The organism is Ruegeria sp. HKCCD6119, assembly GCF_013110585.1.
Classification (GTDB): Bacteria; Pseudomonadota; Alphaproteobacteria; order Rhodobacterales; family Rhodobacteraceae; genus Ruegeria.
In genome coordinates this window covers 164,154-177,111 of record NZ_WVQV01000002.1, presented here as the reverse complement: position 1 = coordinate 177,111, position 12,958 = coordinate 164,154, and the positions used below count along the sequence as shown (strand labels likewise).

The 12,958-nt window shown below is 59.3% G+C and carries 15 protein-coding genes; 10 read left to right on the top strand and 5 right to left on the bottom strand.

All coding sequences use genetic code 11. The annotated features are described in order from the left end of the window. Positions 1 to 223: 223 nt before the first annotated feature. The 6 genes from GS611_RS08125 (at position 224) to GS611_RS08100 (ending at position 5,548) form a co-directional block, all read left to right on the top strand. Positions 224 to 784 (top strand): F0F1 ATP synthase subunit delta, encoded by a 561-nt coding sequence (locus tag GS611_RS08125; protein WP_171634507.1) that lies wholly within the window; start codon positions 224 to 226, stop codon positions 782 to 784. Beyond that, positions 785 to 2,323: a F0F1 ATP synthase subunit alpha gene (gene atpA, locus GS611_RS08120; protein ID WP_152459013.1), complete on the top strand. Its 1,539-nt coding sequence runs from the start codon at positions 785 to 787 to the stop codon at positions 2,321 to 2,323. Positions 2,324 to 2,338: 15 nt separating this feature from the next. Next, positions 2,339 to 3,217, top strand: a complete 879-nt coding sequence (locus GS611_RS08115) for a F0F1 ATP synthase subunit gamma (protein WP_171634503.1) — start codon at positions 2,339 to 2,341, stop codon at positions 3,215 to 3,217. 18 nt (positions 3,218 to 3,235) lie between these two features. Continuing rightward, positions 3,236 to 4,660, top strand: coding sequence for a F0F1 ATP synthase subunit beta (atpD, locus tag GS611_RS08110; protein ID WP_152459011.1), 1,425 nt, complete (start codon positions 3,236 to 3,238; stop codon positions 4,658 to 4,660). Between the two features lie 12 nt (positions 4,661 to 4,672). Next, positions 4,673 to 5,083, top strand: a complete 411-nt coding sequence (locus GS611_RS08105; RefSeq protein ID WP_171168948.1) for a F0F1 ATP synthase subunit epsilon — start codon at positions 4,673 to 4,675, stop codon at positions 5,081 to 5,083. A 114-nt stretch (positions 5,084 to 5,197) separates the two neighbouring features. Next, on the top strand, positions 5,198 to 5,548 hold the full coding sequence (locus tag GS611_RS08100; RefSeq protein WP_171634501.1) for an H-type lectin domain-containing protein: 351 nt from the start codon (positions 5,198 to 5,200) through the stop codon (positions 5,546 to 5,548). Positions 5,549 to 5,592: 44 nt separating this feature from the next. Here GS611_RS08100 and rpiB read toward each other — a convergent pair whose 3' ends face one another. Beyond that, a complete protein-coding gene (gene rpiB, locus GS611_RS08095) occupies positions 5,593 to 6,042 on the bottom strand; it encodes a ribose 5-phosphate isomerase B (RefSeq protein ID WP_171634498.1) in 450 nt (149 codons plus the stop codon). A gap of 103 nt (positions 6,043 to 6,145) precedes the next feature. Beyond that, positions 6,146 to 7,165 carry a ribose-phosphate pyrophosphokinase gene (locus tag GS611_RS08090; protein WP_117872500.1) on the bottom strand — a complete coding sequence of 340 codons (1,020 nt, stop codon included), beginning with the start codon at positions 7,163 to 7,165 and terminating at the stop codon, positions 6,146 to 6,148. 107 nt (positions 7,166 to 7,272) lie between these two features. On the opposite strand from GS611_RS08090, the gene GS611_RS08085 reads away from it, so the two are divergent. Both GS611_RS08085 and GS611_RS08080 read left to right on the top strand, forming a co-directional pair. Further along, positions 7,273 to 7,875, top strand: coding sequence for a 2-hydroxychromene-2-carboxylate isomerase (locus GS611_RS08085; RefSeq protein WP_171634494.1), 603 nt, complete (start codon positions 7,273 to 7,275; stop codon positions 7,873 to 7,875). Then, positions 7,872 to 8,705 carry an alpha/beta fold hydrolase gene (locus GS611_RS08080; RefSeq protein WP_171634492.1) on the top strand — a complete coding sequence of 278 codons (834 nt, stop codon included), beginning with the start codon at positions 7,872 to 7,874 and terminating at the stop codon, positions 8,703 to 8,705. Before GS611_RS08085 ends, GS611_RS08080 begins: the two co-directional genes overlap by 4 nt. Here GS611_RS08080 and GS611_RS08075 read toward each other — a convergent pair. Genes GS611_RS08075 through GS611_RS08065 form a run of 3 tightly spaced genes read right to left on the bottom strand, consistent with a single transcriptional unit; the run spans position 8,692 to position 11,128 of the window. Then, positions 8,692 to 9,726 (bottom strand): low specificity L-threonine aldolase, encoded by a 1,035-nt coding sequence (locus GS611_RS08075; RefSeq protein WP_171634490.1) that lies wholly within the window; start codon positions 9,724 to 9,726, stop codon positions 8,692 to 8,694. The genes GS611_RS08080 and GS611_RS08075 overlap by 14 nt on opposite strands. Beyond that, a complete protein-coding gene (locus GS611_RS08070) occupies positions 9,726 to 10,199 on the bottom strand; it encodes a YcgN family cysteine cluster protein (protein WP_171206268.1) in 474 nt (157 codons plus the stop codon). Before GS611_RS08070 ends, GS611_RS08075 begins: the two co-directional genes overlap by 1 nt. Further along, positions 10,196 to 11,128 (bottom strand): bifunctional riboflavin kinase/FAD synthetase, encoded by a 933-nt coding sequence (locus GS611_RS08065; RefSeq protein WP_171634487.1) that lies wholly within the window; start codon positions 11,126 to 11,128, stop codon positions 10,196 to 10,198. Before GS611_RS08065 ends, GS611_RS08070 begins: the two co-directional genes overlap by 4 nt. Before the next feature lie 260 nt (positions 11,129 to 11,388). On the opposite strand from GS611_RS08065, the gene GS611_RS08060 reads away from it, so the two are divergent. Together GS611_RS08060 and GS611_RS08055 are read left to right on the top strand one after the other, a co-directional pair. Further along, positions 11,389 to 11,970: a methylenetetrahydrofolate reductase C-terminal domain-containing protein gene (locus tag GS611_RS08060; RefSeq protein ID WP_171634484.1), complete on the top strand. Its 582-nt coding sequence runs from the start codon at positions 11,389 to 11,391 to the stop codon at positions 11,968 to 11,970. Next, positions 11,967 to 12,956 carry a methylenetetrahydrofolate reductase gene (locus GS611_RS08055; protein WP_152459000.1) on the top strand — a complete coding sequence of 330 codons (990 nt, stop codon included), beginning with the start codon at positions 11,967 to 11,969 and terminating at the stop codon, positions 12,954 to 12,956. The genes GS611_RS08060 and GS611_RS08055 overlap by 4 nt, the downstream gene beginning before the upstream one ends. The last annotated feature ends 2 nt before the right edge of the window (positions 12,957 to 12,958 follow it).

The window sequence follows — 12,958 nt, the reverse complement described above, 5'->3', positions numbered from 1 at the left end:
TTTCAACTGGGCCAATGTGTTCAAACCGTCGCACTTGCCGTAAGTTAATGAAAAATAACAATTTGTGGATAAATCCGTTACCGCTATAGCGTATTGCTTGGTTGGTTCGGCTCTGCTACATCCCCGGTGATTTTGATCCCCGACCGTCTGGCCGGGGTTTCTTCACGCCCCCGGGGTAGCTGCCGCACGCGAATTCGGGGCCCAAAATATCGGAAGGGTGGACGTGTCCGAACCAGCTTCGATTTCCACTGGCATCGCCGAGCGCTATGCCACCGCGGTCTTCGAGATCGCAAAAGAGAACAACGACCTTGCAGGTCTGGAATCCGGCATCAATGATCTGGCAGCCGCGCTGGACGACAGTGCAGAGCTGCGCGACCTGATCGCTTCGCCGCTGGTTTCCCGCGCTGAACAGGAAGGCGCGATCACTGCGATCGCAGACAAGATGGGTCTGAACGCCATCCTGCGCAACACGCTGGGTCTGATGGCGCAGAAGCGTCGCCTGTTCGTCGTGCCGCAACTGCTGAAGGTTCTGCGCGACATGCTGGCCGAAGAGCGTGGCGAAGTGACCGCGGATGTCGCCTCGGCCAAGGCGCTGACCAAGACGCAAATGGAAAAACTGTCCAAGACGCTGTCCGAGCGTGTGGGCAAGACCGTAACTATCAATGCGACCGTGGATGAAAGCCTCATCGGCGGTCTTGTCGTTAAAGTGGGCTCGAAAATGATCGACAGTTCGATCCGTTCGAAGCTGAACTCCCTACAGAATGCAATGAAAGAGGTCGGATAAATGGGAATCCAAGCTGCAGAGATTTCTGCAATCCTGAAGGACCAGATCAAGAATTTTGGTCAGGAAGCCGAAGTGGCCGAGATCGGTCGCGTGCTGAGCGTCGGTGACGGGATTGCCCGTGTATACGGTCTGGACAATGTGCAAGCCGGTGAGATGGTCGAATTCCCCGGCGGCATCATGGGCATGGCGCTGAACCTGGAAAGCGACAATGTCGGTGTCGTTATCTTCGGTTCCGACCGTGACATCAAAGAAGGTGACACCGTCAAGCGTACCAACTCGATCGTGGACGTTCCGATCGGTGACGAGCTGCTGGGCCGCGTTGTGGACGGTCTGGGCAACCCGCTGGACGGCAAAGGCCCGATCAACGCAACCAAGCGTGGCGTTGCAGACGTAAAAGCGCCCGGCATCATCCCGCGTAAATCGGTTCACGAGCCGATGGCAACCGGCCTGAAATCGGTTGACGCGATGATCCCGATCGGCCGTGGCCAGCGTGAGCTGATCATTGGTGACCGTCAGACCGGCAAAACCGCCGTTGCTCTGGACGCCATCCTAAACCAGAAAACCTACAACGACGCAGCAGGCGACGACGAGTCGAAGAAACTGTACTGCGTTTACGTAGCGATCGGTCAAAAGCGTTCGACCGTTGCGCAGCTGGTGAAGAAACTGGAAGAGTCCGGTGCGATTGAATACTCGATCGTTGTGGCCGCAACCGCTTCGGACCCGGCACCGATGCAGTTCCTGGCACCCTACGCCGCAACTGCGATGGCTGAATACTTCCGCGACAACGGCCGCCACGCGCTGATCATCTATGATGACCTGTCGAAACAGGCTGTGTCTTATCGTCAGATGTCGCTGCTGCTGCGTCGTCCGCCCGGACGTGAAGCCTATCCTGGCGACGTTTTCTACCTCCACTCCCGTCTGCTGGAACGTTCGGCGAAGCTGAACGAAGACTTCGGCGCGGGTTCGCTGACCGCTCTGCCGGTTATCGAAACTCAGGGTGGTGACGTTTCGGCGTTTATTCCAACCAACGTGATCTCGATCACCGACGGCCAGATCTTCCTGGAAACCGAACTGTTCTATCAGGGCATCCGTCCTGCCGTGAACACCGGTCTGTCGGTTTCGCGTGTGGGCTCTTCGGCCCAGACCAACTCGATGAAGTCGGTTGCGGGTCCGGTTAAACTGGAACTGGCTCAGTACCGCGAAATGGCGGCCTTTGCGCAGTTCGGTTCAGACCTCGACGCCGCAACCCAGCAGCTGCTGAACCGTGGTGCGCGTCTGACCGAGCTGATGAAACAACCGCAGTACTCGCCGCTGACCAACGCTGAAATCGTCTGCGTCATCTTCGCAGGTACCAATGGTTACCTCGACAAGATCGATGTGTCCGACGTTGGCCGTTACGAAGCTGGCCTGCTGGCGCACCTGCGTGGCAAGCACGCGGATCTGCTTCAGTGGATCACGGACGAAGACCCCAAGATCAAGGGTGACGCTTCCGACAAGATCAAGGCTGCGCTGGACGAATACGCCGCAACCTTCGCTTAAGGGAGAGGCGGGCATATGCCAAATCTTAAGGACCTTAAAAACAGGATCGAGTCGGTCAAATCGACCCGCAAGATCACCAAGGCCATGCAGATGGTCGCGGCTGCAAAACTGCGCCGCGCCCAGGAATCTGCCGAAGCGTCGCGCCCCTATGCCGAGCGGTTCAATGCCGTGATGGCAGGGCTGGCGGCTTCGGTCGGGGGCAGCGACAGCGCCCCCAAGCTGCTCCGTGGTACGGGCAGTGACGATGTCCATCTGCTGGTTGTCATGACAGCTGAACGCGGCCTCTGCGGCGGCTTCAACTCGAACATCGCCAAGCTGGCCCGCCAAAAGGCGGAAGAGCTGCGCCTGAAAGGCAAGACGGTCAAGGTTCTGACTGTCGGCAAGAAGGGCCGCGACGCGCTCAAGCGTGATTTTGGCGATCTGTTCGTTGGACATATCGACCTGAGCGAGGTCAAGCGCATTGGGTACAACAACGCGCAAGACATCGCCAAGGACGTCCTGTCTCGCTTTGACGCGGGTGAGTTCGACGTTGCCACGATCTTCTACTCGAAGTTCGTCAACGTCGTGACCCAGATCCCGACGGCGCAGCAGGTCATCCCCGCCTCGTTCGAGGGCGAAGCGGCGGGTGACGACAGCGGTGCCATCTTCGATTACGAGCCCAGCGAAGAAGCCATTCTGGCCGACCTGCTGCCCAAGGGGGTTGCGACTGCGATCTTCTCGGCTCTGCTCGAAAACGGAGCGTCTGAACAGGGTGCACGGATGTCCGCGATGGACAACGCGACACGCAACGCGGGTGAGATGATCGACAAGCTGACGATCCAGTTCAACCGCTCGCGTCAGGCCGTGATCACCAACGAGCTGATTGAAATTATTTCCGGCGCCGAAGCGCTGTAAGAAAACCGGAGACGAAACATGGCGAATGCAAAAGGCAAAGTCACACAGATCATCGGGGCCGTCGTCGACGTGCACTTCGAAGATCAGCTGCCTGAAATTCTGAACGCGCTGGAAACCACCAACAACGGCAAGCGCCTGGTGTTGGAAGTTGCTCAGCACCTGGGTGAAAACACTGTCCGCACCATCGCGATGGACGCGACCGAAGGTCTGGTCCGCGGCGAGGCCGTGACCGACACCGGCGCACCGATCTCGGTTCCGGTCGGCAACGCCACCCTGGGCCGCATCCTGAACGTGGTCGGCGAACCGATCGACGAAAAGGGCCCGGTCGAAGCCACCGAAACCCGCGCCATTCACCAGCCCGCGCCCGAGTTCGACGAACAGTCGACCGAGTCGGAAATTCTGGTGACCGGCATCAAGGTTGTTGACCTGCTGGCCCCCTACGCCAAAGGCGGTAAGATCGGCCTGTTCGGCGGTGCCGGCGTTGGTAAAACCGTTCTGATCATGGAACTGATCAACAACATCGCAAAAGTGCACTCGGGCTTCTCGGTGTTCGCGGGTGTTGGTGAACGGACCCGTGAAGGGAACGACCTGTACCACGAGATGATCGAATCGAACGTGATCAAGCCCGACAACCTGTCGGAAAGCCAAGTGGCCCTGGTGTACGGTCAGATGAACGAACCTCCGGGTGCGCGTGCGCGTGTTGCTCTGACCGGTCTGACCCTGGCGGAACAGTTCCGTGACCAGTCCGGTACCGACGTTCTGTTCTTCGTCGACAACATCTTCCGCTTTACGCAGGCGGGTTCCGAGGTGTCGGCTCTGCTGGGTCGTATTCCTTCGGCGGTGGGCTACCAACCGACACTGGCCACCGACATGGGCGCCTTGCAGGAACGCATCACCTCGACCAAGTCGGGCTCGATCACGTCTGTTCAGGCGATCTACGTGCCTGCGGACGACCTTACCGACCCTGCGCCGGCAACCTCGTTTGCGCACCTCGACGCGACCACCGTTCTGAACCGTGCGATCTCGGAAAAGGGTATCTACCCGGCGGTTGACCCGCTCGACTCGACCTCGCGTCTGCTTGACCCGGCCATCGTTGGTGAAGAGCACTACAAGGTTGCGACGGACGTTCAGCAGATCCTCCAGCGCTACAAGTCGCTACAGGACATCATCGCCATCCTCGGCATGGACGAACTGTCGGAAGAGGACAAACTGACCGTGGCCCGTGCCCGTAAGATCGAACGCTTCCTGTCGCAGCCGTTCGACGTGGCCGAAGTCTTCACCGGTTCGCCCGGCGTTCAGGTTCCTCTGGATGTGACCATCGCGTCGTTCAAGGCCGTTGTGGCCGGCGAATACGATCACCTGCCCGAAGCGGCCTTCCTGATGGTTGGTGGCATCGACGAAGTGATCGCCAAAGCGGAGAAGATGGCCGCAGAAGCCGCCTAAGGAGTATCCCTGATGGCAAACACGATGCAATTCGACCTCGTCAGCCCCGAGCGGAGCCTTGCTTCGCTTCAGGCGAGCGCGGTCCAGATTCCCGGCGCGGACGGGGACATGACGGCGATGCCCGATCATGCCCCCACCATCACCACGCTGCGCCCCGGTCTGCTCAAGGTCGAGGCACCCGAAGGGTCCAGCGAATACCTGGTCACCGGCGGGTTTGCCCAGATAAACGGCGACAGCCTGTCGGTTCTGGCCGAAAAGGCCATCCCGGTGGCGGAAGTAACCCGCGCGCATCTGGACGAGCTGATCGCCGAGGCACGCGCCTCGCACGAAGTGGCGAAGGAAAACGGCGAACAGACCATTGTCGACGATGCAGCCAAGCTGCTGGCCGACATGGAAGCGCTTGGAACGCATATGAGCCTGTAACGGGCCCACTAGTGAAAAATTTGAGCGGCCTCGCAATTGCGGGGCCGTTTTTTTGTCGTGCTTTTGCCGAAATGCCGGGGTAAGTTGCGGGAATTCAAGAATAATGATGATAAGATGAAAAAGTTTCTAACCCATCCCATTGGAATTGAGCAGGGTGAAAATGTCCTGTTCTCGGAGTTTGCCGAAGGCGGCGATATGTGGACCGGGCAGGGGCCGCGTGAACGCCGCGCAAACATTCGGTTCAAAGAAGCATTTCGGACCCCGCCTATGGTGCAGATCGGGATCTCGCTGTGGGATGTCGACACGTCCTCGGCGCTGCGCGCAGAGGTTCAGGCCGAACATATCACTGCCGAGGGTTTTGACGCAGTATTCCGGACCTGGTCCGACACTCGGATTGCCCGCATCCGGGCAAGCTGGACCGCGATAGGAGAGGTGGCACACCCGGACGACTGGAATATTTCCTGATCCGGGTTCGCCATGTTTTCAGGCGTTTGAACGACTGATTGGGTTCAGTCGTCCTGCGCTTCGATCATGTCCACGCGTGTGGCGTGGCGGCCGCCTTCGAATTCGGCATTCAGAAACGCGTCAACGATGTCCAGCGCCAGACCCTCACCGACAACCCGCGCGCCAATCGACAGCATGTTGGCGTTGTTGTGCTGGCGGATCATGCGGGCCGAGAATGCGTCGGAACAAACGCCACAGCGAATGCCGGGCACTTTGTTCGCAGCCATCATGATACCCTGCCCAGTGCCGCAGAGGACGATACCCAAGCTGCAATCGCCCGAGGCAACGGCCTGCGCTGCGGCCTTGCCGTGCTTGGGGTAATGGGTGCTTTCCGGGGTTGTCGGGCCGATATCAACCACGTCCCAACCTTGCTGTGCGATGTGGTTGGCCACGGACTGGCGCAGCTCGATCGCCGCGTGATCGCTGGAAAGAACAATACGTTTGTTGGCAGTCATGGAGGTGATTCCACTTGTGTCGCCGATCGCGCCCCATGGTCAGATATCCGCGCAATCGGTATTTCAGATATCAGGGGGCGACATGTTTGGCCGCCCCTGTTGCTCAATCCATCTGATACATGGATTCGTAGATTGGGGTCAGCGTCTTGTCTTCGAACAGCGAAGACACACTGGTTCCGTTCCAGATGTTCAGGATCGCCTGGGTGAAGATCGGCGCAGTCGGAACGATGCGGATGTTCTTTGCCTTCAAAATCTCTTTGGTCGGCTGGATCGTGTCGGTCAACACCAGCGACTTCATAACCGAGTTCGTCACCCGCTCGACCGCGGGGCCGCTCATGACACCATGCGTGATGTACGAATGAACTTCCTTGGCGCCATTGTCCAACAGGACCTGCGCGGCCTTGCAAAGTGTTCCGGCGGTGTCACACATATCGTCGACGATCAGGCAGATCTTGTCCTTCACATCTCCGATAACGGTCATTTCAGCGACTTCGCCTGCTTTCTCACGCCGCTTGTCAACGATCGACAAGGGGGCGTTGATGCGCTTGGCCAGTTCACGCGCGCGCGCCACGCCGCCCACGTCGGGTGAAACCACCATGATCTCATCCAGATTGTCCTTGAACTGGTTTTTGACATCCAGCGCAAAGATCGGCGAGGCGTACAGATTGTCGACGGGCATATCGAAAAACCCCTGAATCTGCGCGGCATGAAGATCCATCGTCAGAATCCGCTCGATCCCTGCGCCGGTCAGCATATTGGCCACCAGCTTGGCGCTGATGGGCGTGCGGGCCTTGGTGCGGCGATCCTGGCGGGCATAGCCGAAATAGGGGATCACGGCCGTGATCCGTTGCGCCGACGAGCGGCGCAGTGCGTCGGCGATGATCAGCAGCTCCATCAGGTTGTCGTTGGCCGGGTTCGAGGTCGGCTGGATAATGAACATATCCTCGCCGCGTACGTTCTCGAACACTTCGACGAAGATCTCGCCATCGTTGAACCGTTCGACGCGTGCATCGACCAATCCCTGGTCGACACCGCGATACAGGCTCATGCGACGGGCGATGGTTTTGGCAAGTGGAAGGTTGGCGTTCCCAGCGATAAGCTTGGGTTCGTGAAGTGTCGGCATCGGCTGAGGTCCCCGGGCAGCAATGGCAATGTGACAGATTCGTGATGTTGACACCGCTTAGCATGGCCTTACCGTCCCGCAAAGGTAACGCAGCGGAGAAAGTGAACATGTCCCGGATTGACTACTTTTTTGCGACAATTTCGCCCTACAGCTATCTTGCGGGGAACCGGCTGGAAGAGATTGCGGCGAAACACGACGCAACGATTAACTACAAGCCGCTGGACATCATGGCCCTGTTCGCACGTACCGGGGGCACGCCGCCGAAAGACCGTCATGTATCGCGCATCGAATACCGCGCTCAAGAGTTGCTGCGCCAATCGAAGAATCTGGGGATGGAGTTCAACCTGCAACCGGCGCACTGGCCGACCAACATGGCGCCGTCTTCCTATGCGATCATCGCCGCGATCAAGGATGGTTCGGGCGACGTGGGCAAGTTGTGCCAGTTGATACTGCGCGCCTGCTGGGCCGAAGAAAAGGACGTCGCTCAGGATGATGTGATCCGGGACTGCCTGGCAAATGCCGGGTTTGACCCGGAACTGGCCAACAGCGGTCTGCTGGTCGGGGCCGAAACCTATGCCGCCAATCTGGAAGAAGCCGTGGATCGCGGCGTGTTCGGCGCGCCGTTCTACATCACGCCGGATGGTCAACGCTTCTGGGGGCAGGATCGCCTGGATGATCTGGATCGGCATCTGTCCGAGATCGATGGATGACAGCCCCGACGGCGATGCAATCCGGTTTCGTGAGACGATTGGGTGACGGAGGGCGCAATTTGCTTGCCCTTCATTGCACCATTGCACATTCCGGCGCGTGGTCCGGCCTGGCCAAGGCATTGGATGGCAGCGTGTGTCTTGTTGCACCGGACATGCTGTCTCATGGGCGCAGTCCGGATTGGGACGGTCAAAGCGATTTCTTTGACGCTGTGACAGGGCTGGCGGCGGTCGAATTGACCGAGCCCACGGATCTGGTCGGCCATTCCTTTGGGGCGATCGTTGCGCTCAGACTGGCCATCGAGCACCCGGACCGTATTCGAAGTTTGACCCTGATTGAGCCTGTGTTCTTTGCGGTGGCAAAACAGGACGCGCCCGGTTTCTACGATCAGCACCTGCGAGAGTCCCAGCCGATTGAAGCAGCGTTCCAAGCAGGCGACGAAGCGCTGGCCGCGCGGTTGTTCAACCGGATGTGGAGCTCTGGCATCAGCCCCAAATGGCCTGACCTGCCAGAGCGGACGCGCGCCAGCATGGTACGTGGGATTCATGTTGTTCCCGCGTCTTATCCCGTTCTGTACGATGACCGGGAAGGGTTGCTTGACCCCGACAGATGTAAGCGCGTATCGATGCCAACCCTGTTGCTGAGCGGATCAAAGACCCACCCGACGATCCCCGCAATCTGTAAAGGATTGCAGCGCCGTCTGCCGAACGCACGCCATGAGGTCGTTCAAGGTGCGGGGCACATGCTGCCCATTTCGCACCCTCGTGAAACCAGCGCGCTGCTTCAGGCGCTCTGGAAAGCTGGCCACGGGACGGGTGTTACAACAGGTTGAGAAACTGATCGATCTCGGCTGTTCCGATCGACCAGTCGCAGACCAGTCTGCACGCAAGGCTTTCATCGTCATCGTCACCTTCAAGCTCGGCCCCCCAAAGGTGGTAGATTGCCCCGGCCTCATGCAGCTGTTTGTGCTTTGCGCGTGAAAAGGCGGCAAAGATCATATTGGCCTGCGGTTCGTGCAGGAACTCGGCCCCTTTTGCACGCAAGCCATCGGCCAGCCGGGCACAGTTTGCATTGGCCTGACGCGCCAGCTTCAGCCACAGATCATCATTAAGATAGGCCGCCATCTGAGCGGACAGGTAGCGATGCTTGGAAAACAGATGCGCCCCGCGTTTGCGCCGCAGCTCGAATTCCCAGGCCTTGCTCTCGTCAAAGAACACCACGGCCTCGACGCCCATCAGGCCGTTTTTGGTACCACCGAAGCTGACTGCATCCACCCCGGCTTTCCATGTCATGTCAGCCGGAGAGCAATTCAGGGCCACCAGGGCATTGCTGAACCGGGCCCCATCCAGATGGACGGGCAAGCCATATTCCTTTGCGACCCCGCACAGCGCCTGCAACTCCTCCAGCGAATAGACCGATCCGCGCTCGGTGACCTGGGTGATCGACACCGGCCCGCGCTGCGGCCCGTGAACACCACGGGTTTCTTCGCCCAAGATGGACCCGCGCAGCGCGTCCGGCGCCATCTTGTCACCGCCGGGAACAAGGGTCAGCTTGGCCCCGGTGTAAAACTCGGGCGCGTTGCACTCGTCTTCGTGAATATGGGCAACCGGAGAGCAGAAGATCGTTTCCCAAGGGTTGGACAATGTGGCAAGAGCCAGAGAATTTGCCGCTGTCCCCGTCGCCACCAGATAGACGGCCGCCCCCGGAGCTTCAAAGATGCTGCGAATGCGGTCACGCACCTCGTTCATCATCGTGTCGGCGCCATAGGCCATCTGATAGCCCTGATTGGCCTCGGCCAGTTTGGCCATGACCTGCGGGTGAACCGGCCCGGAATTGTCAGATGCGAAATACATCAGCTAGGCTCCTCGATAATGTAGTCTTCCCACTCTTCCATGGGGGTTTCGAACTCGGACACCGTGCGCCCTCGGACCGACACGCCTGCGGCGTGCACGGTTTCCGGCGTACCAGACAACAATGGGTGCCAGTCGTAAAGCGGTTTGCCCTCCCACAGCAGCCGATAGGCGCAGGTTTGCGGCAACCAATAGGCGTGTTCGTCGATATTGTCGGGCGTCATGACGATGCATTCAGGGACGAATTGATGCCGGATGTCGTATTGCGTGCAGCGGCAGCTTTCATCGTCCAGCAGGCGGCAGGCGACGCAGGTCAGGGCAACTTCGCCCGAGTCTTCATCTTCCAGCTTGTTGAGGCAGCACTTGCCGCAGCCGTCACACAGGGCCTCCCACTCGCGCTGGTTCATCTTGCGCAGGGGTTTGCGTTCCCAGAACCGGGCGGGCAGGCCGGTGCGTTCAATCGGATCGGCGCTCATAGGGCGGCCAGAATGCCCCGGGCCTGTTCACAATCGGCATTCATCTGCGCGATCAGACCATCCAGCCCGTCAAATGTCATTTCAGGGCGCAGGAATTCGATCAGCCCCACCGACAAGGTCGCCCCGTACAGGTCGCCGGAAAAGTCGAACAGGAAGGTTTCGATATTTGGCACTTCGCCATGGAACATCGGGCGGACCCCAACCGAGGCCGCGCCGTTATAACTGCCCCGATGCGGGCCATCCAGCACGTCGACCAATACGGCGTAGACACCGAACTTGGGCGGGTGGAGCCCTTCGATGGACATGTTCGCGGTTGGGAAACCCAGCTCCCTCCCGCGCTGCTCGCCCCCGATCACCTCGCCTTCGATCCTGTGCCAATGGCCCAGCATCGCGGCGGCATCCTTTGGGCGACCCTCGCTCAACGCGGTTCGGATGGCGGTTGACGAGACCACGTTTTCCGACCGCTGCATCAAAGGGGCGATCGTCACGCCAAATCCCATCTCTTGCCCGAACCGAACCAGATCGTCAGCCGTCCCGCTGCGGCCCTTGCCAAAACAGAAATCGGCCCCGACCACGACATGGGACAGGCCCAGCCCGTCACAAATCACGTTGCGCGCAAATTCATCGGGGGAAAGCCCGGCCAGCGCCGCGTTGAACGGCAGTTCATACAGTTTCTTCACACCCAGCTTCTCAAGCCGGTGCGCCCGCGCATTGCCGCGCATCAGGCGGAACGGAGGAGAGTCCGGCGCAAAGTATTCACGCGGATGCGGCTCGAAGGTCATGACCCCCAGTGGCGCATCCGGGGCCGCGTCGCGGGCCAGTTCGATCACCGACTGGTGCCCCACATGAACGCCATCAAAATTCCCGATCGCAACGCTGGCGCCGCGATCTTCTGGCTCGACAAACTGGAAATCCCGGATGATGTGCATAGGCGATTGCGTAGCGTTGCGTTGCGATTTGTTCAAGCGGCAGTTTGAGTTCAAGGCGCGCGTTCTGGCGAAACACACCAAAACCATTTGCCGGACATGATTGCACACGGGGCATCCCTGGAATGCTGTACAACATTCGGTCAACTGCTTGATCCAAAAAAAATACTGGGTGTAGACTGGGTTTCCGGCCCTCGGACCACGCTGGGCGGCGGACGATGACCCGGCCAGGTTGAAATGAACCCAGCACAGGAGGCAGACCCATGTATCGATTGCGACTGTTCGCGATTCGCAACGCCCGTGCGTTCGAATGGATTTACAAATGTGTCGAACGGGGCATGGTCGCGATGGATCCGGTCTTTGCAAAGATCGGCTACAACCGCGTTGAACGCCCCATCGCGCTGGTCGAAAAAGGCGTCAAAAGTCTTTTGTTTGATTGCAAGATGTGCGGACAATGCGTTTTGTCTTCGACGGGTATGTCTTGCCCGATGAACTGCCCCAAGCAACTGCGCAACGGCCCGTGCGGCGGTGTACGTCCCGGTGAGTTCTGCGAGGTGAAGCCCGATATGAAATGCGTCTGGGCTTTGGCCTGGGACGGCGCCAGCCGCATGCAACACGGGGGCAACAAGATAAAAGAGGTTCTTCCGCCCGTGGAACACACGTTGAAGGGATCATCATCCTGGCTGCGGGTCAGCCGCGAGATCGCCGCACGGGAACGCGAGGCCCGGGACGCTGCCCGCGAAACGCTTGCGCAGGCGTTCCCGGAGGCGCGTGAAAACGAACCCTCTGCGGCACCTCTGGCTGCAGAACCCCCCAACGCGGTGAACCGGGAGCTGAAGAAATGAATGATGCCCATCGCAGCGAGGTCGAGCCGATCGGCTATGTGCCTGTTCCCGAAGGCTATGTCTCGCACAGTCGATTGGAAAGAGTTCTGCGTTCGGGTCGCTTTGCGGTGACTGCTGAACTTAACCCGCCAGACAGTGCTGACCCCGAGGATGTGTTTCAGGCGGCACAGCCGCTGGGCGAAGTGGCGGATGCGATCAATGCAACCGATGCGTCTGGTGCCAACTGCCACATGTCTTCGATAGGGATCTGTGCGTTGTTGACCCGCGCAGGGTATTCTCCGGTCTATCAGATTTCCTGCCGAGACCGGAACCGGATCGCCATTCAGGGGGATGTTCTGGGGGCTGCTGCGCTGGGCGTCAGCAACGTGCTGTGCCTGACGGGCGACGGTGTCGGGGTTGGGGATCAACCGGGCGCAAAACCTGTGTTTGACTTTGATTCCCTGACCTTGCTGCGGACGATCCGAACGATGCGCGATCAGGGAAAGTTTCTTTCCGGCCGCAAGATCACGCGCCCCCCTCAACTGTTTTTGGGTGCAGCGGAAAACCCCTGTATACCGCCCTATGACTGGCGCCCGGAACGTCTTGCAAAGAAGGTCGAGGCGGGGGCCGAGTTTATTCAGACCAACTATATCTACGACATTCCGCTCTTTGAAAGGTTCATGGACCGGGTTCGGGATGCCGGTCTGGACGAAAAAGTATTCATCATCGCGGGTGTCGGCCCAATAGCTTCGGCACGCGCGGCACGCTGGATGCGCAGCAATGTGCCCGGAATTCACATCCCGGATCATGTCATCGAGCGGATGGAAAAGGCCGAAAAGCCCGCGGAAGAGGGCAAGAAGATCTGTATCGAACTGATCCAGCAGATCCGGGACATCGCCGGTGTTTCCGGGGTTCACGTGATGGCCTACAGACGTGAACACGTGGTGTCGGAAATCATTCTGGAATCAGGTGCGCTGAAAGGGCGAAAAAGAACCCGTTCTTCCTGACG